Origin of the sequence: Corynebacterium occultum (genome assembly GCF_009734425.1) — a bacterium.
GTDB classification, from domain to species: domain Bacteria; phylum Actinomycetota; class Actinomycetes; order Mycobacteriales; family Mycobacteriaceae; genus Corynebacterium; species Corynebacterium occultum.
Window position 1 is genome coordinate 2,485,962 of record NZ_CP046455.1, and the last position, 24,917, is coordinate 2,510,878.

A 24,917-nucleotide genomic window follows, 5' to 3' on the forward strand; every position below is an offset into this window, starting at 1 on the left:
AACTCGGGTTAACATTGGACTGTGGCCACTGATACACCTTTGCACTCTGACCAAGTATCAACTGAAGCAGCACCCGGGAGCGGATACCTCTCCCCTCTGCTTTCCAGGCCGGGAGCCTCTCCCGCCCAGGAAGCTGTGGTAGATGCTGAAGGCGTCCCATGGCACTACGGCGCTCCATTGAAGGAACAACTGGACCTGGAGCGCAACACCGGCGTGGTGGATCGTTCCCACCGCCGGATCATCCAGGTCGCCGGCCCCGATGCGCCGACTTTCCTGAACACCCTGCTCTCCCAGAAGCTTGACGACGTCCCCGAGGGATTCAACGCGGGGGCACTGGACCTCGATATCCAGGGGCGCATCCTCCACCACGCTGATCTGAGCTACAGCGAGGGCAGCTTCTACCTGGATCTGCCCGCCGCCCAGGCCGACACCCTGGCGAATTTCCTCCGGAAGATGGTCTTCTGGTCCAAGGTGGAGGTCAGCGAGCCGGAGCTGGCACTGCTCACCCTCCTCGGCGGTGAGCTGGAGGTGCCGGAGTCGCTGGTCCCGGTGTACTCCCGGAAGGTGGACTGGAAGGGTCCCCATCGCATTGATCTGGCGGTACCGCGCTCCGAGTTGGACGCGGCCGTCGATAAGCTGCTGGCCGCCGGGGCTGTCCTGAGCGGTCTGATGGCCTATACCGCGATCCGGGTGCGGGCCGGGGAGCCGGAACTGGCGGTGGATCTGGATGATAAATCCATCCCGCATGAGGTGCCGAATTGGATCGGACGTCATGATCATCCAGGCGCGGTGCACCTGGAGAAGGGTTGCTACCGCGGCCAGGAGACGGTGGCCCGGGTGGAGAACCTGGGTCGCTCCCCCCGCCTGCTGGTGATGCTGCAGCTGGATGGTTCCGCCCCGGTGGATCCCATCCCGGGTGCCGCGGTGGAGTTCGAGGGTCGACGGGTGGGCAAGCTGGGCACCGTGGTCCATGACTGCGACTACGGTCCGATCGCCCTGGCCCTGATCAAGCGGAGTGCCCTGGATCTGGGAACCCTGAACGTCGGCCCGGTGTCGGCGTCGGTGGATCCGGATTCCCTGCCCGCTGATGAGGGTGAGAAGGCAGGCCGCGCCGCCATCAACAAGCTCCGCGGCCGATAGATCGGAAGGGCTGTCCCCCTCAGTCAGCCGCTTTTCTGAGATTTCCCTGGATTCCGGAATCTCCAGGGGGGTGTTCTTTCCCTTTGATCGGGGTGAGCGCCCCCCTGGAGTCTCAGGGATCTCAGGGACCCCCCTTGGCCTCCCTGGTCCCTCCCTGGCCCCTCCCTACCCCACCCCTAACTTAGGGTGGTGCGCTTGAGGGATGCCCACACCTGGATCATTTGTCCCCTGGGTGGTGCGAGAACCTTGTCATGAGCTGTGTAAACCTATTGGCTTAATCAGTGCCGAATCCCTCAACCTATCGACGGATCAGGGTCCCTAAAACTCTGATAAACCCCAAGGTCAGCGGGGCAGTGAGGACATTTCGGCCCACAACAGCTATTCTGTCTACAGGAATACACAAACATGAAAAGCCGATGGAGCATCCGAATTCCCTGGATAGCTCCGTTTACTCCAAGGGGGTCAGGCCATGGGTCGCGGTCGCGCGAAGGCAAAACAGACCAAGGTTGCTCGTCAGTTGAAATACAGTACTCACGAGATGGATCTAGACTCGCTTCAGCGCGAGTTGGCCAGCCAATCTCCTCAACCACGTTCCTATGAGGAGGACCCCGAAGATGATTATGAAGACAGCTACGAAGACTACGCTGACCGGTACGCGGAATACGTGGACCTGGACGACGAAGACGATGTAGCTGGCGCCCCTCCGGGACGTCGCTGATCTTCGCCCATCATTCTGGGTGGTTCCAGGCGGACGCCCGCTGATTCCCTCACTGCGGTGAGAGCATCAGCGGGCGTCCGTCATTTTCATAATCTACCGGGGAAGACTGCTCCCCGAATCTTTTTTCGGGAACATTCCCCTCCCCAGCCGCTGCTCCCCTTCTCAGAGAAGCAGCGCGGGGGGTGGTGGCTGATCAGTAGTCGCGGTGGCTGCCCTCGAGGATGACCTTGGCGGCCTCCCCGTCCTGGGCGGTGCGGACGGTGCCCAGTTCCCAGGCGTTGATGTGGCGGGCGGTGAGCATCGCCAGGGCGCGGTCCCGGTCCTGTGCGGACACCACGGCAACCATGCCGACACCCATGTTGAAGGTCTTCTCCATCTCTTCCTGGGACACCTTGCCCAGGGACTGGATGGTGCGGAAGATCTGGTTGGGGGTCCAGGTGGCGCGGGAGATCTCGGCGACGAGGCCTTCCGGCATGACGCGCTCCAGGTTGCCTGCCAGGCCACCACCGGTGACGTGGCAGAAGGTGTGGACCTCGCACTCCGCGGCCAGAGCCAGGCAGTCCTTGGCGTAGATACGGGTCGGCTCGAGCATTTCCTCACCGAGGGTGCGTCCCAGTTCCTCCATGTAGCCGTCGAGCGGCAGGCCGGCCTTCTCCAGGAGGACGTGGCGAGCCAGGGAGTAACCGTTGGAGTGCAGGCCGGAGGAGGCCATCGCGATGACGACATCACCGGAGCGGACACGGTCCGGGCCCAGCAGCTCATCTGCCTCGACAACGCCGACGGCGGTGGCGGAGACATCATAGTCACCGGGCTTCATCACACCGGGGTGCTCAGCGGTCTCGCCACCGAGCAGTGCGGCACCGGCCTGGATGCAGCCTTCGGCGATGCCGGCGACGATCTGGGCGACATGCTCCGGCACAACCTTGCCCACGGCGATGTAGTCCTGGAGGAAGAGCGGCTCAGCACCACAGACCACCAGGTCATCCACGCACATGGCGACCAGGTCGATGCCGATGGTGTCATGCTTGTCCATCTGCTGGGCGATGACCAGCTTGGTGCCCACCCCATCAGAACCGGCTGCCAACAGCGGCTCCTTGTACTTTCCCAGGGCAAACAGCCCGGCGAAACCACCCAGACCACCACGGACCTCCGGACGGGTGGCCTTCTTGGCGAGCGGGGCAAACAGCTCGACGGCGCGGTCACCGGCCTCGATGTCGACACCTGCGGCGGCGTAGGAAGCGGACTCTTCGTGTTCGCTCATGAGTTAAATTCTCCTGCTCGTCTAGTTCTTCTCGGAAGTGTTGGCTGCCTGAATCTTGGCGACCAATTCCGCGTTGGGGTTACCCGCGGGCAGTCCCAGCGGGTAGTGGCCATCGAAGCAGGCAGTGCACAGATCCTCCGGTACCTGCTCGGTGGCCTCGATCATCTGCTCGATCGAGACGTAGCCCAGGCTGTCGGCGCCGATGGCGCTGCAGACCGACTTCACGATCGAATCCTCGTCCTGGCCGTCACCGGAGTTCGCGATCAGCTCACCCGGGGTGGCGAAGTCGATGCCGTAGAAGCACGGCCACTTCACCGGCGGGGAGGCGATCCGGACATGGACCTCCGCGGCACCGGCCTCCCGCAGCATCCGGATCAGGGCGCGCTGCGTATTACCGCGGACGATGGAGTCATCCACGACGATCAGACGCTTACCGGCAATCACCGAACGCAACGGGTTCAGCTTGAGACGGATACCCAGCTGGCGCAGGGTCTGCGAAGGCTGGATGAAGGTGCGGCCCACATAGGCGTTCTTGACCAGGCCCTGGGCGAAGGGGATGCCCGACTCCTGGGCATAACCCACTGCCGCGGGGTTGCCGGATTCCGGCACCGGGATCACCAGGTCACCATCGGCCGGGTATTCCCGGGCCAGACGACGGCCGATCTCCAAGCGGACAGCATTGACGGAACGCTTCCGGATGGTGGAGTCGGGGCGGGCGAGATAGACATACTCGAAGACACAACCCTTGTGGTTGGTCTCCGCGAAACGTTCGGTGTGCACCCCGGCAGCGTCGATGGCGATCAGCTCACCCGGCTCGATCTCACGGACGAAGGAGGCGCCGACGATGTCGAGGGCACAGGTCTCGGAGGCGATGACCCAGCCCCGCTCAAGACGACCCAGGGCCAGGGGGCGCACACCCTGGGGGTCGCGGGCGGCGTAGAGGGTCTGACCATCAGTGAAGGTCAGACAGAAAGCACCCTTCATCTGCGGCAGCAGGGCGCGGGCCGACTCCAGGACGGTCTTGCCCTGGCTGACCTCATCTGCCAGCAACGCGGTCATCACCGCGGTGTCAGATGCCTGTTCGATATCGGTGATCAGCTTCTTTTCCAGGGCGCGGTCCAGCAGCTCCCGGTAGTTGACGAGGTTTCCGTTATGGCCGAGCGCGATATCGGTGCCGTCCTTGGTGGAACGGAACATCGGCTGGACATTCTCCCAGTGAGTGCCACCTGCGGTGGAGTAGCGGGTGTGGCCGATGGCCACATCACCCTGCAAGGAGGCCAGACTGGTTTCATCAAAGACCTGGGACACCAGCCCCATGTCCTTGAACACCAGTGTGCTGTCGCCATCGCCCACTGCGATGCCAGCGGCTTCCTGGCCGCGGTGCTGGAGTGCGAAGAGCCCGAAATAGGTGAGCTTGGATACTTCCTCACCGGGCGCCCAGACTCCGAATACACCGCATTCCTCGCGGGGCGCGGTTTCACCGTGATCATCCAGATCAACGGTTCGATTCGATTGTGCGGCCTGGATTTGGTCAATTGATACCACGTCTCCTGATCTTAGTCGCTAGATACCCGGCAAACTAATGAGAGGTAACCACTGCCCCACCTCCACCGCTCTGGTTCCCGAGGATTCCACCCCTTCAGCACTGCCCAGATCCACCAGACCGACCACCAGACGCAGCCAGGTCAAGGGGTCGGTCTCCACCACATTGGGTGGAGTTCCCCGGGTGTGCCGGGGGCCTTCGATGCACTGCACCGCCACGAATGGGGGTACCCGCACTTCCACGGAATGCCCCGGCGCGAGATCTTCCAGGGTGCGGGCGGTGAGCCGCACCGCCGCGGCAAGTTGCGTGCGGCCTGGTTTTTCGTGGTTTTCCGGGTCCCTGATCCAGTCCTGTACCGCCAGTACAGCGGCGCGTGCCTCGGCAGGGTCAATCTTCTTTCTCATGCATTTCACTCTAGGCACCCTGTTCTCCTGCCACGCTAAGGTGATCAACAACATCACTTAGCTTTCGCCCCCAGAGGAAAGACCTTTAATTTCAATGACGATTACGAAGAAGTCTCCGAGCATCACCCTCCGTTTCATGGCCGCGCCCACTGATGTGTTGTTGGCGGGTAGTCACGGCATCGGCGGTGGCCGTGTCCTGGAGTGGATCGATAAGGCGGCTTATGCCTGCGCCACCCAGTGGTCCGGCACTTATTGTGTGACCGCCTACGTCGGCCACATCCACTTCACCCGGCCGATCCCCTCCGGCCACATGGTGGAGGTCCGTTCCCGGATCGCGCTGACGGGTCGTTCCTCGATGCACATCGTCAATGAGGTGTTCTCCGCCGATCCCCGGGAGGGTGTGTTCACCCGGGCCTGTGACTGCCTGGTTATTTTCGTGGCCAAGGACACCGCCACGGGTAAGGCCCAGGAGGTGCCTTCCTTCGTTCCCGAAAATGAGGAGCAGGCCCGGGTGGAGAACGCCGCGCAGAGCCGTATCGCGCTGCGCAAGGCCATTGAGCAGGAGATGGAGAAGCAGACCTATGAAGGTCCTTCCCAGGCTCCCCGCCTGATCACCCGTTTCCTGGCGAAACCGACCGATGTGAACTGGGGCGGCAAGGTCCATGGTGGTACCGCCATGGAGTGGATCGATGAGGCCGGCACCGCCTGCACCATGGAATGGTCCGGGGAGCACACCGTCGCGGTCTACGCCGGTGGCATCCGTTTCTACCGCCCCATCGCCATCGGTGACCTGATCGAGGTTGATGCGCGGATGATGCGTACCGATTCCCGCTCCATGCAGATGTCCATCCACGTCCGTTCCGGCGCCCCCCGTGGTGGCCGCGAGCATCTGCAGACCGCGATCCACGCCACCGTCTCCTATATCGGCATGGACATCGACGGCACCCCCTTGCCGGCCCGGCAGTTTACCCCGGTGACGGATGAGGATCTGCAATTGGCGGAACACGCCAATATCCTGCGTGAACTGCGCGCCGAATACACTCCCCTGCCGCTGATCTCCCCGGCCGCGCCGGGGCATGTGGATTAGCCCCACCCCACCTGAAACCCGCTTGACGACGTCGAGATCCTCGGCGTCGTCAAGCGGGTCCGGTGTTTTCCGGGGTCCCTGGGGGTACTACCCGACGGCCGAATCCTCTTCCAGCCACTCGGTGGCGATGGTGTCGGCATTCGCCTGCTCATTAACGCTCCGGGAGTTCAGGAAGACCAGTTCTTCGGCGCTCAGCGCGGCGCTGACCTGGTTGATGATCTCCCGGGCTTCCTCATCCACCGCATCACTGGCCACCGGCACCACATGAGAGGCCAGGAAGAGGCCGGCCGGATCCTCCAGCACCACCAGGTCCTCATCCTGGATGGCAGGGTCAGCGGTGTAGATGATGGCGATCTGGACGTCATTGTCCTTCAGTGCCTTCACCGTCAGCGGGCCACCCCCGTCCTCGATCGGGGTGAAGCCCACCTCGACGCCATAGGCTGTGGCCAGTCCCTCGGGACCATTGGGGCGGCTCTCCGCCTCCGAGTTGGCCCCCAGGGTCATCGGCTCATTGACCTTCGCCAGATCCTCGATGGTGCTGATCCCGTGTTCCTCGGCGAATTCCCGGGTGATCACATAAGCATCCTGGTCGGTGGCCTTCGCCTGGTCGAGGATGTTGAGTCCCTCCGGTGCCGCCGCCACAAGTGCCTCATGGACTTCCTCGCTCTGACGTTCTGCGGCGTCCGGCTGCCAGTACTGCAGCAGTGGGCCGGTGTACTCCGGGAAGAGGTCCACCTCACCATTCTCGATCTCACTCATGTAGACCTCGCGCTGCCCGATCCGGAGATCCCGCTGCACCTGGTAGCCATTGTTTTCCAGGGCCTGGGCGTAGATCTCCGCGATGATCTCATTGGAGTAGTAGTCCTGGGAGCCGACCACGATGACCTGGTCCTCGCTCTCCTCATCGGAGAGGGTCCCGGCGCTGCCGCAGGCACTGAGTATCGCAGCGGAAAGGGTGATGCCCAGGGCTGCCTTCAGGGGAGATAAACGGGTTTTCATGATCGGGTCCTTTCAAGGGTTCGGGTGCGACGGTTACCGCTCCCGGGAATGAGATGAGCCAGGCTGAACAGGGCCTCCACCAGCAGTGCCAGGGCGATGACCAGTAGCGCGCCACCGATCATCTCCCCGTAGTCGCGGGTCTTCAGGCCGGCGAAGATGAAACGGCCGAGCCCGGCGTCAGCGGTATAGGCGGCCAGGGTGGCGGTGGCGATGACCTGTATCACCGCTGAACGTACCCCACCGATCACCACCGGCGCGGCCAACGGCAGCTCCACCTGGAAGATGAGCTGTGATTCTTTCATCCCCATCGCCCGGGCAGCCTTGACCGTCTGCCCATCCACCGCCGCCACCCCGGCATAGGCACCGGCCAGCAGGGGTGGGATCGCCAGCACCACCAGGGCGATGCCCGGCGCGAGCAGTCCGATCCCCAGGGCCAGGCCCAGCAGGGTCAGCAGGCCCAGGGTGGGCACCGCCCGGGCAGCCCCCGCCAGAGCCGTGACCACCCCGCCGCCGCGACGTTGATGGCCGATCCAGACACCTAGGGGCAGGGCCAGTGCTGCGGCGATGAGGACCACCACAAGGGAAATCAGGAGGTGTTCGACCATTCGCGTCGGGATGGCCCCCGCCCCACTCCAATTGGCGGGGTCAGTGAACCAGTTCAGGGTGAGGGTGGTGACATTCACCGAAGCACCTCCCTGCGGTAGGTGTCAGCGCGTTGCCAGGGCAGGAGGATCCGGCCGGCCAGGAGGCAGAGGGCGTCGAGCAGCAGGGCCAGGGCCACGGTGAGCACCAGGCCGGTGAGCACGGAGGCGAAGATGCCGCGCTGGAAACCATCGGTGAATAAGGTGCCCAGGCTCTGGATGCCGACCACCGCGCCGACGGTGACCAGGCTGACGGTGCTGACCACCACCACCCTTAACCCGGCGAGGATGACCGGGGCGGCCAGGGGCAGGTCCACGGTGAAGAAGCGTCGGGTGTCGCTGTAGCCGATGCCGGTGGCTGCCCGTCTGGTTTCCCCGGGGACGGAGGCGAAGGCATCTGCCACAGTGCGGGAGAGCAGGGCCACCCCATAGGCGGTGAGCACGATGATCATGGTCGCGTTGGAGCGCAGACCGATGCCCAGGACTGAGGGGACGATGATGAACATGGGCAGGGAGGGGATGGCGTAGATGACCCCGACCAGGACCAGGATCAGTCCCCCACCCAGCTGCCAGCGGTGCGCCAGCCAACCGATGGGCAGTGCGATCAGCAGGCTCAGCAGGACCGCCGGCACGGTGAGCAGCAGGTGGGTCAGGGTCAGCTCCCCGATATTGTCGAGGTTCTGGGAGAGCCAGTTCATCCCTCAATCACCCCGAGGAGACGGCCGGAAGCGTCCATGACCAGCCGGGATCCTGCGTCCTCCACCACATGCAGGCGCTTGGCCCCGGATTTGAGGCCGATGAACTCCGCCACGAAATCATCGACGGGGTGGGCGAGCAGGTGTTCCGGGGTGTCACGTTGGGCGATCTGGCCGCCGGGGCGGAGCACCACGATCTCATCGGCCAGGCTGAAGGCCTCATCAATGTCATGGGTGACAAAGAGCACCGTCTTACCCAGTTCCTGCTGCAGGCGCCGGACCTCCCGCTGCAGTTCCAGTCGCACGATGGGGTCCACCGCCCCGAAGGGTTCATCCATGAGCAGGATGTCCGGGTCGGCGGCGAGTGCCCGGGCCACTCCGACGCGTTGCTGTTGGCCGCCGGAGAGCTGCGCTGGGTAACGCCGGGCCAGGGAGAGGTCCAGGCCCACGGTTTCCAATAACTCGGTGGCCCGGATCCGGGCGTCGCGGCGGGACTGTCCCTGCAGGACGGGGACGGTGGCGATATTGTCCACCACGCTGCGGTGCGGCAACAGTCCACCGGCCTGCAGCACATAGCCGATGGATCGACGTAGCTGCACCGGATCCCGGCCGGCGATGTCCTCATCGTTGATCAGTACCCGGCCTGAGCTCGGGGTGACCATGCGGTTGACCATGCCCAGCAGGGTGGATTTTCCGGAACCGCTGGAACCCAGCAGCACCACGGTGGTGTGGGCGGGGACGGTGAAGGAGACCTCGTCTACCGCGGTGGTGCCATCGGGATAGACCTTTGAAACCTTTTCAAACTCGATCATTCCGATCATCCACCTTCCAGGGGGGAGCTTCCTGGAATTTTAGCGGAATCGGGTGAATGATTCAGGGGAAGTTCAGGGCGGGAAGCAGTTTAGCGCCCTGCAGCAAATGCTGACCGTTGTTCAGGAGTAGGGATCCTTGATCCCCAGGTACTGCAACCGGGTGTAGTCATCGAGGCCGTCAACCCCACCTTCCCGCCCCATTCCAGACTGTTTGACCCCGCCGAAGGGTGCGGCGGCATTGGAGATCACCCCGGTGTTGATCCCGACCATGCCGAACTCCAGCTGGCTGGAGACCCGCTGGATTCGGGAGTGGTCCGGGGTGAACAGGTAGGAGGCCAGACCGAATTCGGTGTCATTGGCCAAGGCAATCGCCTCCTGCTCCGTGCGGAAGGTTGTGATCGGGGCTAGCGGCCCGAAGATCTCCTCCCGGAATACTCTGGCCTGGGGCGGTACATTCTTCAGCACCGTCGGGGCAAAGAAGTTGCCCGTACCTTCGCCGCGGGTCCCGCCGGTAACCGCGGTGGCACCGTGGACCACCGCATCCTCGACGAGTGCCACCATATTGGCCACTGCATGTGCGTCGATCAGCGGACCACAGGTGACCCCCTCTTCAAGCCCATTACCCAGAACCAGATCCTCCATCGCCGCCGCAAATTTTTCAGTGAATTCCGCCGCGATCGATTCCTGCACCAGAAAGCGGTTGGCGGCGGTGCAGGCCTCCCCGATATTACGTAGTTTGGCGGCCATCGCACCCTGAACCGCTTCATCGATGTCTGCATCCTCAAAGACCAGGAAGGGAGCGTTGCCACCCAGTTCCATGGAGGTGCGCAGCACATTATCTGCAGCCGACTTCAGCAGGGATTTCCCCACTTCGGTGGAACCGGTGAAGGAGATCTTCCGCAGCCGGGGATCCGCCATGATCGGGGCGGAGATCGCCGCGGCACTCCTGCCGCAGACCACATTAAGCACACCCTGCGGCAGGCCCGCATCAATCAATGTCTGTGCCAGGTAAAGCGAGGTCAGCGGGGTCTGCTTGGCGGGTTTGAGCACCATGACGCAGCCAGCAGCCAAGGCTGGTGCGATCTTGCGGGTGGCCATGGCCAGCGGGAAGTTCCAGGGAGTTACCAGGAAGCAGGGGCCCACCGGGTGGCGCACCGTCTGCATGTGCAGGGAGCCTTCGGGGGTTGTTCCGGAAATCCCGTAGTGGCGGACAGCTTCCTCCGAGAACCAGCGGAGGAATTCTCCGCCATAGGTGACTTCCCCGTAGGCCTCAGCCAGTGGTTTGCCCATTTCCAGGGTCATCAGGATCGCGAAGTCCTCTGCCCGTTCCATCACCAGGTCAAAGGCGCGACGAAGAATCTCTGAGCGTTCCCGGGCCGGGGTTCTTGCCCAGCTCTCCTGCGCCCGACAGGCTGCCGCAAAGGCCCGGTGGGCGTCTTCCTCGGTGGCGGAGGCAACGCTGGTGATCACCTCATTCGTGGCCGGATTGAGCACCTCCAGGGTCTCGCCGGTGGAACCTGGAACCCATTCCCCGTCGATGAGCAGGTCGGTGTTGAGTTTGGCCAACAGTGTCGAGATCTTGTCATTCATCTGAGTGCTTTCCCGGGTTGGAACCCGTATATGTCAATTGAGAAACCGCCGCCTCGAGGGAGATCCTCGGGGCGGCGGTGAAGGTTCAGCTGGGCATCGGAATGCTTATCGACACCGCGATCGACTAGGTCGAAGCGACCTGCCTCGGTGTTTCCACTCCGCCGCTGGAGCTGGGGATCTCACCGTGGCGGATCTCCTGGTAAACCCGGGCACGCAGTTCCGCGAACTCACGGGTGGACTTGGTGCTCACCTGGTCTCTTTCGAGACCCAGATTCGTCTCGATCATGTCCACCACCTGGGTGGGCTTACGCCCCAGGACCAGCACCCGGTCGGCAAGATAGACGGCCTCATCGATGTCGTGGGTGACTAAGGCGATGGTGATGCCGAGGCGGTTCTTCACTCCGAGGATCAGGTCCTCCAGATCAGCCCGGGTCTGGGCATCGACCGAGGCGAAAGGCTCATCCATGAGCACGATCGCCGGGGAGTAGGCCAATGCCCGGGCAATGGCCACCCGCTGCTGCATACCACCGGAAAGCTGCCAGGGATACTTAGTCGTATGGTCTTTCAGACCCACCTCAGCCAGTGCCTCCATGGCACGTTCCTGACGCTTGGTCTTGTCCTTGACGGAGGTCCGCAACGGCAGCATCACATTGTCGAGGATAGACATCCACGGCATGAGGGAGCGGGAGTAATCCTGGAAGACGATGGCCATCTCGGCTGGCGGTTCGGTGACCACCTTGTCACGGAGGGAAACCGAGCCACCACTGGGGGAGATCAGCCCGGAGAGGCACTGCAGCAGGGTGGTCTTGCCGGCACCGGAGGGTCCGACGATGCACATGAATTCACCGGAACGGACATTGAAGTTGAGATTACCGAGGACCTGGTTCGGGCCGTAGCTCTTCGAGAGCCCTTCTACGACCAGGAGATTTTCGGACATGATTGCGGGTTCCTGTCTGCTTGGAGGATGTGGTTGGCCAGACACCTGGGAAGGAGATCAGGCGTTCTTTTCGTTGTGCCAGGACAGCACCCGCATCTCGACGAGACGGAAGGCGAGGTTGAGTCCGTAGCCCAGGAGACCGAGCATCAAGATGCCGGTCCACATGTTGAGGATGCCGAAGGTGCGCTGCGAGTCGAGGATGAAGTAACCGATACCGCCCGGGGAACCGATCATCTCGGTGACCACCAGGACCACGGCTGCGATGGCGATGGACAGACGTGCCCCGGAGAAGATCTGGGGAGCGGCATTGGGCATGTAGATGAAGCGGATCCGGTCAGCGAGCGGAATCCGGTAGCTTCTGGCGGCAGCCAGCAGAACCGGTTCCACGGAACGGATACCGTCGATGGTGTTGAGCAGGACCGGCCACATCGCGGCCAGGGCGATCATGAAGATCTTCATGCCGTCGCCGATACCGAGGAAGATCACCGCGATGGGCAGCAGGGCCACACCCGGGGTGGAGCGCAGCAGCTCAAGCAGGGGGCGGAGGGCAGATTCAAACTTCGGGAGGAGTCCGAGAATGATGCCGCCGATCACACCCACGAGCATCGCCAGGAGGAATCCGGCGAGGATACGTCCCAGGCTGGGAAGCAGGTTCTCGATGATGCCGTCCATGAACCAGAGGTTCACGGTCTGGGAGAGGATCTCGCTCAGCGGCGGGAAGTAGAAGTTGGTGCTGTTGGCGGATGCCCCCAGCCACAGGAGGATCAGGACTACCGGGAGCCACAGCTCCCAGGTGAGGTTCTTTAGACGTGTCATCAGGAACGCTCTCCTCGGATGATCGGGTGCCACCACAGGAAGCGTCGCTGCAACTGGACAAGGAAGAGGTTGATCAGGACACCGATCATGCCGGCGGTGAGTGCGTAAGCAAACACTTCCGGACGTCGGAAAGCGAGTTCATTCAGAGATAGCTGCAGCCCCAGTCCGGGAGCACCTCCCAGATACTCCGCGGCGATGGTCATCAGCAACGCCATGGTGGCCGCTAGCCGCATGCCGGTGGAGACGAAGAGCGCGACACTGGGCGCCCAGAGGAACTTCAGCCGGTCGATCAGGCTGATCCGGAAGACCGCCATGACCCACTTATGGAGGGGTTCCACCTGCTTGGCCGCATACATCGACTGGATGAGCAGCGGCCAGACCGCGGAGAGCACGATCATCGTGATGGACATTTTCATGGTCGCACCGAAGAGCAACAACACCAGAGGGAGCAGCGCGATCGTTGGGATGGTGCGGAAGAAGTCCACCACCCAGCGGGTGCTCTGGGTGGCCCGCAACGAGGCACCGATCAGCAGTCCGGTGGGAATGCCGATCAGGGCGCTGAGTCCGAGGCCAAGTGCCCACACCAGCAGGGTGTTTCCCAGGGAGGACCAGTAGATCGCAGATCCCCACAGGCCGAGGAGTGCACTGAAGATCATGCTCGGGCTGGGCAGACTGTCCGTGTCCACCAGTGGTGTCATGGTGAGCAGCTGCCAACCCACCACGAGGATCAGGATGGCGAGGATCCGGGGACCCATGACTTTCTGACTGGAGGTCTTATCCCGCTTTGCTTTTGGTTTGGTACCCGGATATTTCCGGGATTCGGTCGTCGGCTTTGAAGCCGGGGCCAGGACACTCATCAGTTCTCCTCACCCGGAGCAGCGAATGCGCCCTCCAGCTCAGGGGCAGCTTCCAGGATCTCGTATCGGACGGCCAGCTCAATCACCATGTTGAGTTCTTCCGCCGTGGGGTGATCGGTGGCCAGGGCAGGCACAAACATGGTTTCCAGCTGTTCCGGCTTCAGGTTCAGCTGCTTCTCACCGATCTCCTTGGCCAGATCCGGGTTATCCCGGATCTCAGCGGCGGCGGTGTACACCGAGTCTGCGAAATTCTCCACGGTCTCCGGGTTCTTCGTCACGAAATCCTCGCTGGCCACGAACACCGAGGAGGGTGCTCCCTTGAGGCCGGGAACATCGGTGGAGTGAACCAGCTTGACCTTATTCTGGGCGATGGAGGATGACTGCAGCGGCTCGGAGGGGGTGGAAGCATCCACCTGACCACGATTGACCAGGTCAATGGTCTGGGCGGAGGGAACCTCCACGAAATCAATCTGGGAGGAGTCGCCGCCTGCTTCATCCACGATTGCCCGGATATTCATCCAGGTCTGGGTCTTGATGGCCGGCACACCGACCGTGCGTCCGACCAGATCCAAGGCACCCTCGATATCACTGTCGGGGTTGGCAACCACACCTGCGCCGGAGATCTCTCCTTCCACACCATCCGTGGACTGCTCACCTGCACCTGCCACAATCTGGATGGGCAGCCCCTCGTTACGGGCCTTGAGGAAGGTGATCATGTCCATCTGGGCGATATCTATACCGCCATTGAGGAGCTGTGGCACCGCATCATTGGCGGACTTGTTGGGTACCACCTCCACAGTGAGCCCATCTTCTCCGAAGTGACCGTTGGCGATCGCACCCTGTAGCGAGAGAGATGCCAGGGAGGGGGAAGAACCAATCTTCAGCTCGCTCTTGTTTTCAGCGTTCCCACCACCTTCGTTCCCCTCAGCGGAAGAACAGGAAACCAGGCCCAGAGCAAGCACACCAACGGATGCCAGTGCGCCGACCTGAGCCAGCAGGGAACGGTTGCGGGAGAGGTTTTTCATGATGGGCTCCAAATCTGAGTTTTTGGGAAAGCTTCTGTGTTTTGACCGGGCGTTTGAGTTGCGCTGCATCACTGATACTGCTAGTCAGTGTTGTGGATCACTTTTGTAGCGCTTGGTCCACACTTTATGGGTTGTGATCAGAGCCACCAACGGAGCTTTCCACATGGCGCAATACTTTTTGAATGTTGCAGGCAGTGAGGAAATAAAGAAGATCTAGAGAACCAGGGAGCGCTCAAGCTGCCGCGCTGCACTGGCGAGCGCCCCGATGGAGCGGGAGAGGTTCGGATCATTGGGACGGGCACTGAGGCTGATCGCAGCGACAGCTCGCCCCTCCTGAATGATCGGTGAAGCCACGCATACCTGGCCGATCATCGCCTCCTCCGAGCCATAGCTCAGGCGGGAGGCCCTGATCTCATCAAACTGACGCTCCAGCAGTTCGCGGCTATTAATGGAATATCGCGTCAACCGTGGAAGCTGCGAAGAGTCCAGCAGCAAGGAATTCTCCCCGAAAGCCAACAGCGCCTTGCCCATGCTGGTGCAGTTTGCCGGCAATCTCCCACCAACCGCAGTGGGCGCCGGGGCGGTCCGAAGACCAGCCACCTTGTCCAGGATGATCACCTCGAGCCCTTCCAGAATTCCCAGCTTCACCGTCAGGCCGGTAGCGGCATAAAGCTCACCAAGATGGGGAGAAACCTGCTCCCTCAACCCTTTCGGCTGGCAAAGCGGCACCTGATTACCGAGGGCGAAGAGACGATTTCCGAGCCGATACTTCGACCCGTCCTTAACCACGAAGCCACCCTCCACCAGGTACGCCAGCAGGCGGTAGGCCGTGGAAGTGGGCACCTCAACGCGACGAGCAATCTCTGTCACCCCAAGTGTGGAATCTCCGCTCCGGAACACCTCAAGCAGCTTCAGTGCCTTGAGCACCGAGGCAGTACCCCCCGAATCGCCCTCAGCACCCCGCTGCCCTGATCGACCCCGCTTCACATCGGACGAAACCATGGTCATGGCCATTTCCTCTCCAGTCATTCATATAAGTGCAAAATTTCTCAACAGTGAGAGATTTGTGACATGCACCTCTTCTGTAGTGGATGGTACACTAAATGTATCGATCGTTCCAGAGCTGATCTATATTCTTGATCCCTTCTGGTCAAGCACCACTTTCAAATGAAATGACACATCTACCTCTGCTCAGGCAGTGTTCAAGGAGTCCATGATGAGCCGCAGCAATCGAAATGCCCGGGGGGAAGCCAGCCGGAGGAAGATCCTCGAAATCACCTCCGAACTAGTGGGCCGCTACGGCTACGACAGCACGACGATTTCCCGGATTGTCAAGGAAACCGGCCTTCCCGCGAGCTCCATCTACTGGATGTTCAAGAACAAGGATGAGCTGATCACCACCGCCCTGGAAGGGACCTATACTGCTGCTCCCGCCGCAGAAACCGGCGGTAGCCCCCGATGGCATGGTTTCCAATCAGATCAACCCCTGGTAGATCAGCTACTCAGCGAACTTATTCCGGCCCTACGCACCACCCCCTCCGAAGCACCGCTCCGTGTGGGCATCATGTTGGCGCTGGAGGGAGCCGCCTCAGATTCACAGGTACAGATTCCTTTCCGCCGCCGGCGTGAAGCAGCCCAGGCCCGCATTGAAAAGTGGTGGCAACAGGCGCTCCGCGAACAGGCTCCCAGCGCCCACCCTGATAAAGCTGCACGGTTAGCCCTTCTGACCATGGCGTTCCTTGACGGGCATTATGTTTCCGACCTTGAAACTGATGACCGGGTGGTGGAAAAGCGGGCCCTGTTGCTCAGCAATATCCTCTGGGGCTCTTTCTGGCACGACACCTCAACCTGCCTGCACTGCAACAACCCTGGCATCCCCCCTGAGCCGGGGAAAGTCCCGTTGGAAACAGAGCCGGGGGAAAGGGACTCAACCTCCGAGGCCCTGCTGAAATCCACCAGATACCTGATGGCGCAACGAGGTTATGAAGGTGCAACCGTTGCCCGGATCTGCGCCCATTCCGGAGTCAAGCGAAGCTCCCTCTACTGGCGATACAAGGACAAGGATGCGCTGGTCAAGGCCGCCGTGGCTGATCCCTATCTGAAACTGCTACGTTCCCACGAGTGGCTGCGCGGTGAGAGCTCGGCATGGATCGAAATCCTGGCCACCGAGCTAGATTCCTTCACCTATCGCATCCGAGAGAATCCGGACCTCGTCAAGGCGGGTCTCCTGCTGGCGCTGCAACACTGGGATTCCCCGGAGAGCGCTGGCGCCGCGGTGACCCAAGGAGTCCATCAGATCGAGAAAGAGATCGCGCTTTTCCTTGATCAACAACAGGGTGTTGAAGCAGGCAGGGGAGAGTATCTGGCGTGGATGTTCATGCGACTGCAGGAGGGGATGATGTTGGACTTCGTACTCTGGAACCAGGGCCTTTCCCTCAACAACAGCACCTGCCTGCATTCAACCCTCTCCTTTGTACTTCCCCAGTGGGAGGAACAACTGCGTGGGATAGCTTCTGCATGCTGAAATAACTCAGCAGGACTGTTCCTTGATCAATCCCGGAAACTTGCGAGCAGTTCATCAGCAGCCCGGGTGAGCAGGATGGTGTCCACTCCAACCCCGGCGAAGCTGATGCCCTTGGTGTACCACTCACGGACAGCCTCCGGATTTATCATCATGATGCCGCAGCGAACACCCAGGGACAGGGCGGTGGCAAGTGCCTCATCAATCGCCGCAGTAACCTCGGGGTGCCCTGGTTGACCTGCGAGACCGAAATCTGCGGCCAGGTCAGAAGGCCCGAAGAACACCCCGTCCACACCTGGGGTGGCGGCAATCTCCGCCAGATTTTCCAGACTCTTGCGGGACTCTATCTGCACGATCAGGGTGATGTTCTGCGAGGCCTTCGCCAGGTAATCCTGGTAGCGGCCCCATTGAGAAGCCCTCCCCAGGGTGGCCCCGACCCCCCGGGCACCATCCTGGGGGTAATGAATCGCCTTCACCAACCCAGCGGCCTGCTCAGCACTTTCCACCATGGGAACCAGAAGGTTACGCACCCCGATTTCCAGGTACTGCTTGATCAACACCGGATCACCATGAGGGATGCGGAGCACCGGCTGAGACACCTCATTGGCGTGCTCCCCCAGATATTCCCGCGAGGCGGCTATCCCCTGCAACTGCTGTAACACCGAACGCAGGTCATTGGGCGCGTGTTCCGCGTCAATGAGCAGCCAGTCATAACCACAGCCACCGAGTAATTCTGCGGCATAACCATCTCCCAGCACCGTCCACAACCCATGGAGCTGCTCCCCTGCGAGTAACCGCTGCTTGAAGCGGTTAGGGGGCAGGGAGCGCGAAAGGCTGGTCATCTGGAAGTCCAATCTATTAGGGATAAAGCGGATGGTTCAGGTGGGCGGTGTAAGGATTTAAGTGAGAGCGAAGCTGAGCGAGCCGAGCGTGCCATATTCGGCATGCACCACATCACCGGGAGATATCGACACCGGACGGGTGAAGGATCCCGCCAGCACGGTCTCCCCCGCTTCGAGCCGCTCACCGATGCTGTGAAGTCGACGCGCCAGCCAGGCGATCCCGATCGCAGGATTCCCCAACACCCCGGCGGCCAACCCACTTTCCTCAATCACGCCATTTTTGTGAAGCAGGGAACCCACCCAACGAAGGTCAATTGAATCCACCTTCACCGGTGCCGCCCCCAGCACGATGCCGGCATTCGCCGCATTATCGGAGATGGTGTCAAAAACCCGACGGGGAGCACCGGTCTCACGGTCATGCTGCTCAATGCGGGCATCGATGATTTCCAGTGCCGGGGTGACATATTCGGTGGCCCGGTAGACATCAGCCACCGAGACTCTGGGACCTTCCAGGGGTTTATCCAGGATGAAGGCCAGCTCCACCTCCACCCTGGGCAGAATGAAACGGGTGCTGTCGATACTCTGGCCGGACTCATAGAGCATCTCATCGAAGAGGGTTCCGAAGTCTGGTTCATCGATCTGGCTGCTCATCTGCATGGCACGTGAGGTCAAGCCGATCTTGTGGCCGATGATCTGCTGGCCCTCTTCTTTCTTGATCTCAGCCCAGGCCTGCGAGATCCGGTAGGAATCCTCAAAGCCCATCTCCGGAAAACGACTGGAGAAGTGACGCAGCTGGGTTCGCTGCTGTTCCGCCCGATGAAGTTCCCAGGCCAGGTCAGCATGGATCTGGCTGCTGAGCGCAGGAATCTGATCTGCGGTGGAGGTACTGCTCAGAACGGTGGTCATCAGACTCGCTCCTCAACCACATTCACGGCAGCCCCAGCGGAGACCGAGGACAGGAAATCCAGGGCCGCCCGGTGGAAGGCCTCGGGTTGTTCAAACTGGGCCCAGTGATCACAACCGCTTAATTCCACCAGCGTGGGACGAGGCAGTACCTCTGCCAGTGCATAGGCATTGTCCAGGAACATATTGGGTGCCTCTACTGCGGCAATCACCAGCACCGGCAGAGTCAGTTCCTGCCACTCCTCCAGGCTCAGGTGCTGATCTCCACGGGTGAAGGCCAGCAGGTTACCCATGGCGGTGGCCATCTCGGGTTGCTGGTAGATCCGCAGCCGGACCGAAACCAGATCATCGATGAGATCGGCGGGATTGAGCATGAGACGCCCCATCGCGGTGGTCACGGATTCCCAGGAGGGTGCCTGCGCCGCGTTCTGACGCCGGTTGCGGACATCCGCCCCCACTGCCTTCTCCTTCTCAACATCAACCACGATGCCGGCTGGGGCCACCATGGTCAGACTGGTGATTCTCCCCGGTTCCAGATGCGCCATGCGGGCTCCGACCCAGGAACCCAGGGACACCCCGATGACAGCAGCTTTCTCGATACCGAGTGCATCCAGGCAGGCCAGGGCATGTTCAGCATAATCAGCGATCAGGTAGGGCCGGTCCGGCTTAGCGGTGTAACCACAGCCGAGCATGTCGATACCGATCACCCGGTAGTGCTCCCCCAGCGGGCCATAATTGGCGCAGAAGTTCTCGAGGCTTCCGGCAGTGCCGTGGAGCAACAGAAGTACCTCTCCCTCCGGATCGCCGGATTCCAGGTACCTGGTGGAAACCTGATTCGCCTCCACCCAGCCGAGTCGGTGGGGCACGGTGTTCAGGTAAGTCCAAATGCTGCGGGGCTCGCAGGGCTCCGGGATTGTCGTCATGGTCTCGTCCTTTTAGGGTTCAGCGGCTCCCTGCTCGGCGATGTGTCATCCACAACACCTCAGGGAAGGTTCATTAAAACTAGATTAAGGGTTCGAAACCGCTGGTGAAACCATCTTTGCCGCCCGCTGGAAAGCACCCCGAAATTCCCGGTGTCCTACCTGGGGAACCAAATGCACCGGGGGCCGACGCGATGGCGTCGGCCCCCGGTGCACTGCGGTGGGGAGGGTCGTCGATAAGCTACCCCGGTTATTGGAGTCGGAGGGAATAAGGCTCGGCGGGCCCGGTCTCCAAATCAATATTGAAGGTGTTCATCACCCTGGAAACCATCATGTAGAAACCGATCAACAGAACCAGTTCCACCAGTTGGCTGTTATCCAGCCGAACCTGAACCCTGCTAAACACCTCATCACCGGGTGTGGTCTCCTTGACTACTGCGTCCGTGAAGTGCAGATAGTCCAGATGTTCCTGGGTGAAGGGGAAACAACTGTCGGGATACTCCCCGATAGCGGCGATCATCTCATCACTGAGCCCGACCCGGCGCGCCACCGCGGTGTGCTGTTTGAGTTCATAGGCGGCATCGGAGAGGTACCCGACCCGGAGGATCACCACTTCCCGGATCTCATGCGGCAGGGAGCTGCCGACGCTGAGTTTTTTACCCAGCTCCAGAACTTCCGGCCCGACGTTTTCAGAGTTGGCGATCATCCGGAAGATGCCCAACTTCTTTTTGCCACCCATGGCACGGATGATGTGCTCCGGGGCGCTCTCCGGGTCGAAGTAGTCGATCCGTGCCATCACGCCAACTGGAAGTTCAGCTTGGGGCGGGCTGCCTCAATCTTCGCAGCCTGTTCCGCCATCCATTCTGCGCGGGGACGCGCCTTCGGGTCGCTGGCGACGAGCTCTTCGGTCTGCTGGAGGATCTCCTCCTCGCTGTCATCCAGGTTCAGTGGCTCACCCAGCGGCTGGGAGACGTAGTAGTCAGCATGGGCGTAGATCTCCAACATGTTGCCGTCCGGGTCTTCAATGTAAATGCTCCAGGCGTTGCCATGGTTTTTGACCACCTGGACCGGGATACCGGTCTCCTTGACATGCACCCAGAAGGCACGCAGCTCACTCAACGAAGGAATGACAAAGGAGATCTGGGCGGTGGTGGGCGGAGTACCCGGTTCGCGGCCCTCGATCAGTGCTAGCTGGTGGTGCTCACCGGGGTCTGCGGTGAGGAAGGCCCCCCGACGCTGAATTCCGGCTTTTCCGGACTTACCCAGGCCGGCATCACTGATGATCATGCCGAACTCACGGGTGTAGAAGTCGATCATGGCATCCAGATCCTTGCAGAAGATACCGAGATGGGCGAGCTTGGGGTTGAAGAAAGTGGTCATGCTATTACTCCTTGTTGAATTTCAGGTTCAATGTGTCTTGTTGGCGGTCAAAAGGGGTGTGATGATCGCGACATCTCGGATCTGCTCCAGGTTGCGGAGCATGTCCAGGGCTCGGGCGGCATCCTCACGGTTCACCATTCCGGCGAAGTCCAGGTTGCGCCAGTACTTCTCCACCACCTGTTCCATGGTGACCGGGTCATCGAGCCATCCTGTGGGGTTCTCCCGGTAGGTTTCATACTCGGCTCCGTCCTTGAGTTTGACCCGCAGATGAACAGACTGGTTCTTACCCAGCGGAAGGGTGGCCTCCAGCCGGACCCGGGTCACCAGGTCCAGAACCTCCGGGTCATACACCTGGGGTTGGGTGTAATGCACCAATTCTGGTCTGCCCCGATACAGGGCATTGGCCACACCGTAGGGGATGGTGAAGAGGAACTTCGGTTGTTCATCCTCGACGGTGGCAACCTGGTTGAGGAAGTGGTCCAGGCGATTCGGGGGTACCCCGATGACCACCTCGGCGACATCTGCACCATTGAAGTCATGTTCCTCCCGCAGGAACAGTGCTGCTTCGATCGGATTATGGTTGCCGTAGCAGGAGGGGTGCATCTTGTGCTGCCCCTTCACGTAGTACACCTCCCCCAGATCAGCGAGCATGTTCTCCGGGTGGGGATCCTTGCAGTAGAGGTGGAAGAAACCGAGACGACTTTCCAGTGCATCATCAACACCCTTGAAGCCGTTCAGGGACATCTGGCAGCTGATGACACCGTTGTAGGCGGCCTGCGCGCCAGGCAGTTTGAAGGAGTGTGCCCCATCCCAGATGCCCTGGTAGGAACCAGCCATGAGGTTGAGGGCAATGCCGAAGGCGTTGCGTAGCTGTTCGTGGCTCAGCCCCATGAGTCGGCCGACGACCGCGGTGGCTCCGAAGGTGTTGGAGGTGCCGCAGACCTCAAAATCGGCATCAAAGTTGAAGGTGTTCGACACCGAGATCCGGGCGGCCACATCCCCACCCAGAATTACCGCAGCCAGGAGTTCTTTACCATCGGCATGGGTGTACTCGCCGACATTGAGGGCGGTGGGTTCGGTGGTGCTGGCAACGTGGCCGACCATCTTTCCACGGTTGATGCCCTCGGGTTCCGGACCACAGACCTCAAAGTCGAAGGAGCGGGTCTGCAGAGAGTTGATCATCGCAGCCTGTGCCAGGGGAAGTTTTAATCCGGAACCGAGCACCGTTGCCTGGGGTGCCCCACCCCATTCCTGGAACAGGGAGGTGAGGGCATCGTTCTGGGCGACCCCGGAACCGGAGACCGTGCACCCCAGGGCGTCCACGAGGCGCATCTTCGCCGCTTCAATGGTTTCTTCACTGAATGCCTCAAAAGGAGTATCCAGCACATGGTTGACCAGCTGGTCAATGATGGTGGTAGTGGTGTCCCTCTTGGCATCGGTGGTGGTCGGTGCGCTCACTTGTTCTCACTTTCAGAATTGAACTCGCGGTTGATCAGGGTGCGCAGCACCCGTTGTGCTGCCGCTAGATCTTCGACAGGGATGTCTCTGAGTTGCTGGGCATTGAATTCTGCGGCGCTGCGACGTAAGGCAGCTTGGACTTCCAGGCCCGGCGCGGTGATGGCCCACTTTCCTTCTGCCTGTGGGGCGACCAGATTCTGGCCAGCCAATTCAATCAGGGCATCTTCGACGGTGTTCTCACCAAGGAACGCCACCCGGCCGAGATCCTCCACGTTGTCCGCCCGAACTGTCAGTTGGTTGAGGACTCTGCCGGTGGCCACAGTAACTCCGACCTGGTGGCGATGTTCCTGGAAGAGTTGGGACATCTGCTGATTGGCAGCCTTGAGCAGGGACATGAAGATCGTCTGCTCATTATCCAGATCCAGTCTTGGATCACCCGCTGCTGGTGCTGGTTGGGGTGATTCGAGGAAAGCGGTTGGCACCCCGAACTGTCCCTGGGAAAAGAGCAGTGGCTTTCCCTCGAAACGGGCGTAGTTGTCTACCCTGCCGATGAGAATGTGATGATCACCGGCATCAATGACCTCATGGGTCTCGCATTCCAGATGGGCGATGGAACCGGGGAACAGGGGTGCCCCGAATTTTCCGGGAATCCACTCCACCTGGGAGAACTGTTCATCACGGGGTCGACCGAAGATCTCGGATACCGTGTTCTGGTTCTCAGCGAGGATATTGATGCTGAAATGACCGGATTCCAGGAAAGCTGCCAAACTACCGGATTCCTTGCGGATGGACCAGAGCACCAGGGGCGGATCCAGGGAGACCGCGGTGAAGGAGTTTGCGGTCATTCCGGTCAGTTTCTCACCGGTGTTGGTGGTGATCACCGTGATGCCGGTGGCAAATTGTCCGAGAGTTCTACGGAAAGCCCGGACATCATCGGATGGAGCGCCGTTTTCAATCGGCTGAAGTGTCAATGTCTGTGGGTGGGAAATTACCATGGGAACTCCTTTCAGGGTGGAGGGAAGAAGCGGAATGTCATGGAGGGTGACTGATTAACATGGGCAGATTGGCGGGGAAGGTGCCTGATTTTCGGCTGCGCCCCTACTTGTAGAAGGCCAGGGTGCCGAAATCGGAGAAAGGGGCCGGTTCCAGGCCGAAGATGGCCTTGACATACTGGCCAGCAGCCAGTTCCTTGCCGGCAGAACCATGGTTACGCGCAGCCATGAGATCACGCAGTTTCTGCTGCAGGGGGTTGAAGCTGGCGGAGGCGGCTGCGCCGGCGATCGGCCAGAGGTGGGTGAGGGATTCGAAGCTGATGGCGATCGCCTCAGCGGTCTCATAGCGCAGGCGCATCCGGTCGATGCTCGGGACTTCTTTGCCTTCACAGGCGATATCGAAGAACTCACGCCAGGTGTTCAGCTGACGCTGCTTGACGGTGCGTACTCCACTGAGTGATTCCGCGACCTTCAGATGCAGGAAGGGATTCTGGGCGGCAGGGGCGCCGGTTCCCTGGCGGGTCAGTCGTACCCTGGACTGCTCGATGAAGATGTTGATTCCGTCCAGAGCGGTACCGATGGCGGTGTTCACCGGGGTGGAGTTGAACAGGGACAGCCAGGACATCCAGTAGAGCGGCCGGTTATTGACCTCCCATCCCAGGTTCTGATCATTGTAGGTATCAATCAGATGGTGGGTGCGGTAGCGCGGCACGAAGACATCCGTGAGTGTGACGGCCTTGCTACCGGTGCCCTTGAGGCCCTGCACATCCCAGCTGTTGTGGTCAATGATGACGTCCTCGATCGGCACTACGAAGTTACGATCCCGACCTCCCAGAATCACCCAGCTCGCATGATCCACACCGCTGGAGAATGTCCAGGTGCCATTGAGTCGGTAACCGCCCTCAACCTCCTCCCACTTGCCGATCGGAGCGTAGGAGCTTGAGGCACGGGTGTCCGGTCCATCAACCCAGAATTCATCCTGCATCCGCTTGTCCATCAGGGCGATCTCATAAGCGTGGATATTGAGCTGCCCGGCGATCCAGGCTGCTGAGCTGTCAGCCTCAGCGATGCGCATGACCCCCTCGTAGAAAGCAGCCGGAGCCATTTCCAGTCCGCCGTACTGCAGTGGAGTGAAGGAGCGGAAGAGGCCGGTGCTGATCATCGCCTCTACGGTGGAGTCAGCAACCTTGCCGTCCTCCTCAGAATGGTGGGCGTTCTCCCGGACCAGCTCGAGGATGCCGTCGATTGCAGCCAGGTACTTCTCACCTTCAGCCAGAGCACGGACACGGTAGTCACTCCAGTCATCAGCACGAGGTGCCAGGTACTCCTCGGCGGATCTCGGCTGATCGGTGTAGATGGTTTTCATGAGGTTCTCC

At 61.0% G+C, this 24,917-nt stretch carries 25 protein-coding genes; 4 read left to right on the forward strand and 21 right to left on the reverse strand.

Translation table 11 applies throughout. The features are described from left to right. Positions 1-39 precede the first annotated feature (39 nt). On the forward strand, positions 40-1,140 hold the full coding sequence (ygfZ, locus tag COCCU_RS11450) for a CAF17-like 4Fe-4S cluster assembly/insertion protein YgfZ (protein ID WP_156231611.1): 1,101 nt from the start codon (positions 40-42) through the stop codon (positions 1,138-1,140). A 469-nt stretch (positions 1,141-1,609) separates the two neighbouring features. After that, positions 1,610-1,858 (forward strand): DUF3073 domain-containing protein, encoded by a 249-nt coding sequence (locus COCCU_RS11455; protein ID WP_156231612.1) that lies wholly within the window; start codon positions 1,610-1,612, stop codon positions 1,856-1,858. Positions 1,859-2,051: 193 nt separating this feature from the next. On the opposite strand, the gene purM is transcribed toward COCCU_RS11455, so the two are convergent. Genes purM through COCCU_RS11470 form a run of 3 tightly spaced genes read right to left on the reverse strand, consistent with a single transcriptional unit; the run spans position 2,052 to position 5,066 of the window. Continuing rightward, positions 2,052-3,119, reverse strand: coding sequence for a phosphoribosylformylglycinamidine cyclo-ligase (gene purM / locus COCCU_RS11460; RefSeq protein WP_156231613.1), 1,068 nt, complete (start codon positions 3,117-3,119; stop codon positions 2,052-2,054). 21 nt (positions 3,120-3,140) lie between these two features. Beyond that, positions 3,141-4,664, reverse strand: a complete 1,524-nt coding sequence (gene purF, locus COCCU_RS11465; protein WP_156231614.1) for an amidophosphoribosyltransferase — start codon at positions 4,662-4,664, stop codon at positions 3,141-3,143. Positions 4,665-4,682: 18 nt separating this feature from the next. Beyond that, positions 4,683-5,066 (reverse strand): sterol carrier family protein, encoded by a 384-nt coding sequence (locus COCCU_RS11470; protein ID WP_156231615.1) that lies wholly within the window; start codon positions 5,064-5,066, stop codon positions 4,683-4,685. A 94-nt stretch (positions 5,067-5,160) separates the two neighbouring features. On the opposite strand from COCCU_RS11470, the gene COCCU_RS11475 reads away from it, so the two are divergent. Then, positions 5,161-6,153, forward strand: a complete 993-nt coding sequence (locus tag COCCU_RS11475) for an acyl-CoA thioesterase (protein WP_156231616.1) — start codon at positions 5,161-5,163, stop codon at positions 6,151-6,153. An 87-nt stretch (positions 6,154-6,240) separates the two neighbouring features. On the opposite strand, the gene COCCU_RS11480 is transcribed toward COCCU_RS11475, so the two are convergent. The 10 genes from COCCU_RS11480 to COCCU_RS11525 form a co-directional block, all read right to left on the reverse strand. Continuing rightward, a complete protein-coding gene (locus tag COCCU_RS11480; protein ID WP_156231617.1) occupies positions 6,241-7,152 on the reverse strand; it encodes an ABC transporter substrate-binding protein in 912 nt (303 codons plus the stop codon). Further along, a complete protein-coding gene (locus tag COCCU_RS11485) occupies positions 7,149-7,835 on the reverse strand; it encodes an ABC transporter permease subunit (RefSeq protein ID WP_156231618.1) in 687 nt (228 codons plus the stop codon). Before COCCU_RS11485 ends, COCCU_RS11480 begins: the two co-directional genes overlap by 4 nt. Continuing rightward, positions 7,832-8,491 (reverse strand): ABC transporter permease, encoded by a 660-nt coding sequence (locus COCCU_RS11490; RefSeq protein ID WP_156231619.1) that lies wholly within the window; start codon positions 8,489-8,491, stop codon positions 7,832-7,834. Before COCCU_RS11490 ends, COCCU_RS11485 begins: the two co-directional genes overlap by 4 nt. Next, positions 8,488-9,300, reverse strand: coding sequence for an ABC transporter ATP-binding protein (locus COCCU_RS11495; protein WP_156231620.1), 813 nt, complete (start codon positions 9,298-9,300; stop codon positions 8,488-8,490). The genes COCCU_RS11490 and COCCU_RS11495 overlap by 4 nt, the downstream gene beginning before the upstream one ends. 120 nt (positions 9,301-9,420) lie before the next feature. Next, entirely contained in the window at positions 9,421-10,890 is a 1,470-nt protein-coding gene (locus COCCU_RS11500) for an NAD-dependent succinate-semialdehyde dehydrogenase (RefSeq protein ID WP_156231621.1), read from the reverse strand. 124 nt (positions 10,891-11,014) lie between these two features. After that, entirely contained in the window at positions 11,015-11,827 is an 813-nt protein-coding gene (locus COCCU_RS11505) for an ABC transporter ATP-binding protein (protein WP_156231622.1), read from the reverse strand. Positions 11,828-11,884: 57 nt separating this feature from the next. Continuing rightward, positions 11,885-12,643 carry an ABC transporter permease gene (locus tag COCCU_RS11510; RefSeq protein ID WP_156231623.1) on the reverse strand — a complete coding sequence of 253 codons (759 nt, stop codon included), beginning with the start codon at positions 12,641-12,643 and terminating at the stop codon, positions 11,885-11,887. Further along, the gene (locus tag COCCU_RS11515; RefSeq protein ID WP_156231624.1) at positions 12,643-13,500 is read right to left on the reverse strand and encodes an ABC transporter permease; all 858 of its coding nucleotides are present in this window, start codon (positions 13,498-13,500) and stop codon (positions 12,643-12,645) included. The genes COCCU_RS11510 and COCCU_RS11515 overlap by 1 nt, the downstream gene beginning before the upstream one ends. Beyond that, on the reverse strand, positions 13,500-14,525 hold the full coding sequence (locus tag COCCU_RS11520) for an ABC transporter substrate-binding protein (protein WP_197088350.1): 1,026 nt from the start codon (positions 14,523-14,525) through the stop codon (positions 13,500-13,502). The genes COCCU_RS11515 and COCCU_RS11520 overlap by 1 nt, the downstream gene beginning before the upstream one ends. A 213-nt stretch (positions 14,526-14,738) precedes the next feature. After that, entirely contained in the window at positions 14,739-15,533 is a 795-nt protein-coding gene (locus COCCU_RS11525; protein WP_197088351.1) for an IclR family transcriptional regulator, read from the reverse strand. 208 nt (positions 15,534-15,741) lie between these two features. Here COCCU_RS11525 and COCCU_RS11530 point away from each other — a divergent pair, with 208 nt between their 5' ends. After that, on the forward strand, positions 15,742-17,049 hold the full coding sequence (locus COCCU_RS11530; RefSeq protein ID WP_197088352.1) for a TetR/AcrR family transcriptional regulator: 1,308 nt from the start codon (positions 15,742-15,744) through the stop codon (positions 17,047-17,049). Between the two features lie 26 nt (positions 17,050-17,075). Here the strand turns inward: COCCU_RS11530 and COCCU_RS11535 are convergent, their stop codons facing one another. The 8 genes from COCCU_RS11535 to COCCU_RS11570 all read right to left on the reverse strand — a co-directional run bounded on the left by COCCU_RS11535 (position 17,076) and on the right by COCCU_RS11570 (position 24,907). Further along, a complete protein-coding gene (locus COCCU_RS11535) occupies positions 17,076-17,888 on the reverse strand; it encodes an HpcH/HpaI aldolase family protein (protein WP_156231628.1) in 813 nt (270 codons plus the stop codon). Positions 17,889-17,945: 57 nt separating this feature from the next. Further along, entirely contained in the window at positions 17,946-18,794 is an 849-nt protein-coding gene (gene hpaH / locus COCCU_RS11540) for a 2-oxo-hept-4-ene-1,7-dioate hydratase (protein ID WP_156231629.1), read from the reverse strand. Continuing rightward, positions 18,794-19,714: an alpha/beta fold hydrolase gene (locus COCCU_RS11545; protein ID WP_156231630.1), complete on the reverse strand. Its 921-nt coding sequence runs from the start codon at positions 19,712-19,714 to the stop codon at positions 18,794-18,796. The genes hpaH and COCCU_RS11545 overlap by 1 nt, the downstream gene beginning before the upstream one ends. A 247-nt stretch (positions 19,715-19,961) precedes the next feature. Beyond that, entirely contained in the window at positions 19,962-20,507 is a 546-nt protein-coding gene (locus COCCU_RS11550; RefSeq protein WP_156231631.1) for a carboxymuconolactone decarboxylase family protein, read from the reverse strand. Continuing rightward, positions 20,507-21,091: a VOC family protein gene (locus tag COCCU_RS11555; RefSeq protein WP_156231632.1), complete on the reverse strand. Its 585-nt coding sequence runs from the start codon at positions 21,089-21,091 to the stop codon at positions 20,507-20,509. The genes COCCU_RS11550 and COCCU_RS11555 overlap by 1 nt, the downstream gene beginning before the upstream one ends. 27 nt (positions 21,092-21,118) lie before the next feature. Next, positions 21,119-22,549 (reverse strand): MmgE/PrpD family protein, encoded by a 1,431-nt coding sequence (locus COCCU_RS11560; protein WP_156231633.1) that lies wholly within the window; start codon positions 22,547-22,549, stop codon positions 21,119-21,121. Then, positions 22,546-23,544: a flavin reductase family protein gene (locus tag COCCU_RS11565; RefSeq protein WP_156231634.1), complete on the reverse strand. Its 999-nt coding sequence runs from the start codon at positions 23,542-23,544 to the stop codon at positions 22,546-22,548. The genes COCCU_RS11560 and COCCU_RS11565 overlap by 4 nt, the downstream gene beginning before the upstream one ends. A gap of 103 nt (positions 23,545-23,647) precedes the next feature. Beyond that, positions 23,648-24,907 (reverse strand): acyl-CoA dehydrogenase family protein, encoded by a 1,260-nt coding sequence (locus COCCU_RS11570; protein WP_156231635.1) that lies wholly within the window; start codon positions 24,905-24,907, stop codon positions 23,648-23,650. Positions 24,908-24,917: the final 10 nt, after the last annotated feature.

Bases quoted from the DNA above. Each gene is read 5' to 3' on its own strand.
- COCCU_RS11475 (WP_156231616.1), top strand. From the start codon at position 5,161: ATGACGATTACGAAGAAGTCTCCGAGCATCACCCTCCGTTTCATGGCC.
- COCCU_RS11470 (WP_156231615.1), bottom strand. From the start codon at position 5,066: ATGAGAAAGAAGATTGACCCTGCCGAGGCACGCGCCGCTGTACTGGCG.
- COCCU_RS11505 (WP_156231622.1), bottom strand. From the start codon at position 11,827: ATGTCCGAAAATCTCCTGGTCGTAGAAGGGCTCTCGAAGAGCTACGGC.
- COCCU_RS11455 (WP_156231612.1), top strand. From the start codon at position 1,610: ATGGGTCGCGGTCGCGCGAAGGCAAAACAGACCAAGGTTGCTCGTCAG.
- COCCU_RS11530 (WP_197088352.1), top strand. From the start codon at position 15,742: ATGAGCCGCAGCAATCGAAATGCCCGGGGGGAAGCCAGCCGGAGGAAG.
- COCCU_RS11490 (WP_156231619.1), bottom strand. From the start codon at position 8,491: ATGAACTGGCTCTCCCAGAACCTCGACAATATCGGGGAGCTGACCCTG.
- COCCU_RS11535 (WP_156231628.1), bottom strand. From the start codon at position 17,888: ATGACCAGCCTTTCGCGCTCCCTGCCCCCTAACCGCTTCAAGCAGCGG.
- COCCU_RS11545 (WP_156231630.1), bottom strand. From the start codon at position 19,714: ATGACGACAATCCCGGAGCCCTGCGAGCCCCGCAGCATTTGGACTTAC.
- COCCU_RS11520 (WP_197088350.1), bottom strand. From the start codon at position 14,525: ATGAAAAACCTCTCCCGCAACCGTTCCCTGCTGGCTCAGGTCGGCGCA.
- COCCU_RS11495 (WP_156231620.1), bottom strand. From the start codon at position 9,300: ATGATCGAGTTTGAAAAGGTTTCAAAGGTCTATCCCGATGGCACCACC.
- COCCU_RS11515 (WP_156231624.1), bottom strand. From the start codon at position 13,500: ATGAGTGTCCTGGCCCCGGCTTCAAAGCCGACGACCGAATCCCGGAAA.
- hpaH (WP_156231629.1), bottom strand. From the start codon at position 18,794: ATGACCACCGTTCTGAGCAGTACCTCCACCGCAGATCAGATTCCTGCG.
- COCCU_RS11555 (WP_156231632.1), bottom strand. From the start codon at position 21,091: ATGACCACTTTCTTCAACCCCAAGCTCGCCCATCTCGGTATCTTCTGC.
- COCCU_RS11570 (WP_156231635.1), bottom strand. From the start codon at position 24,907: ATGAAAACCATCTACACCGATCAGCCGAGATCCGCCGAGGAGTACCTG.
- COCCU_RS11510 (WP_156231623.1), bottom strand. From the start codon at position 12,643: ATGACACGTCTAAAGAACCTCACCTGGGAGCTGTGGCTCCCGGTAGTC.
- COCCU_RS11550 (WP_156231631.1), bottom strand. From the start codon at position 20,507: ATGGCACGGATCGACTACTTCGACCCGGAGAGCGCCCCGGAGCACATC.
- purM (WP_156231613.1), bottom strand. From the start codon at position 3,119: ATGAGCGAACACGAAGAGTCCGCTTCCTACGCCGCCGCAGGTGTCGAC.
- COCCU_RS11500 (WP_156231621.1), bottom strand. From the start codon at position 10,890: ATGAATGACAAGATCTCGACACTGTTGGCCAAACTCAACACCGACCTG.
- COCCU_RS11525 (WP_197088351.1), bottom strand. From the start codon at position 15,533: ATGACCATGGTTTCGTCCGATGTGAAGCGGGGTCGATCAGGGCAGCGG.
- COCCU_RS11565 (WP_156231634.1), bottom strand. From the start codon at position 23,544: ATGGTAATTTCCCACCCACAGACATTGACACTTCAGCCGATTGAAAAC.
- COCCU_RS11480 (WP_156231617.1), bottom strand. From the start codon at position 7,152: ATGAAAACCCGTTTATCTCCCCTGAAGGCAGCCCTGGGCATCACCCTT.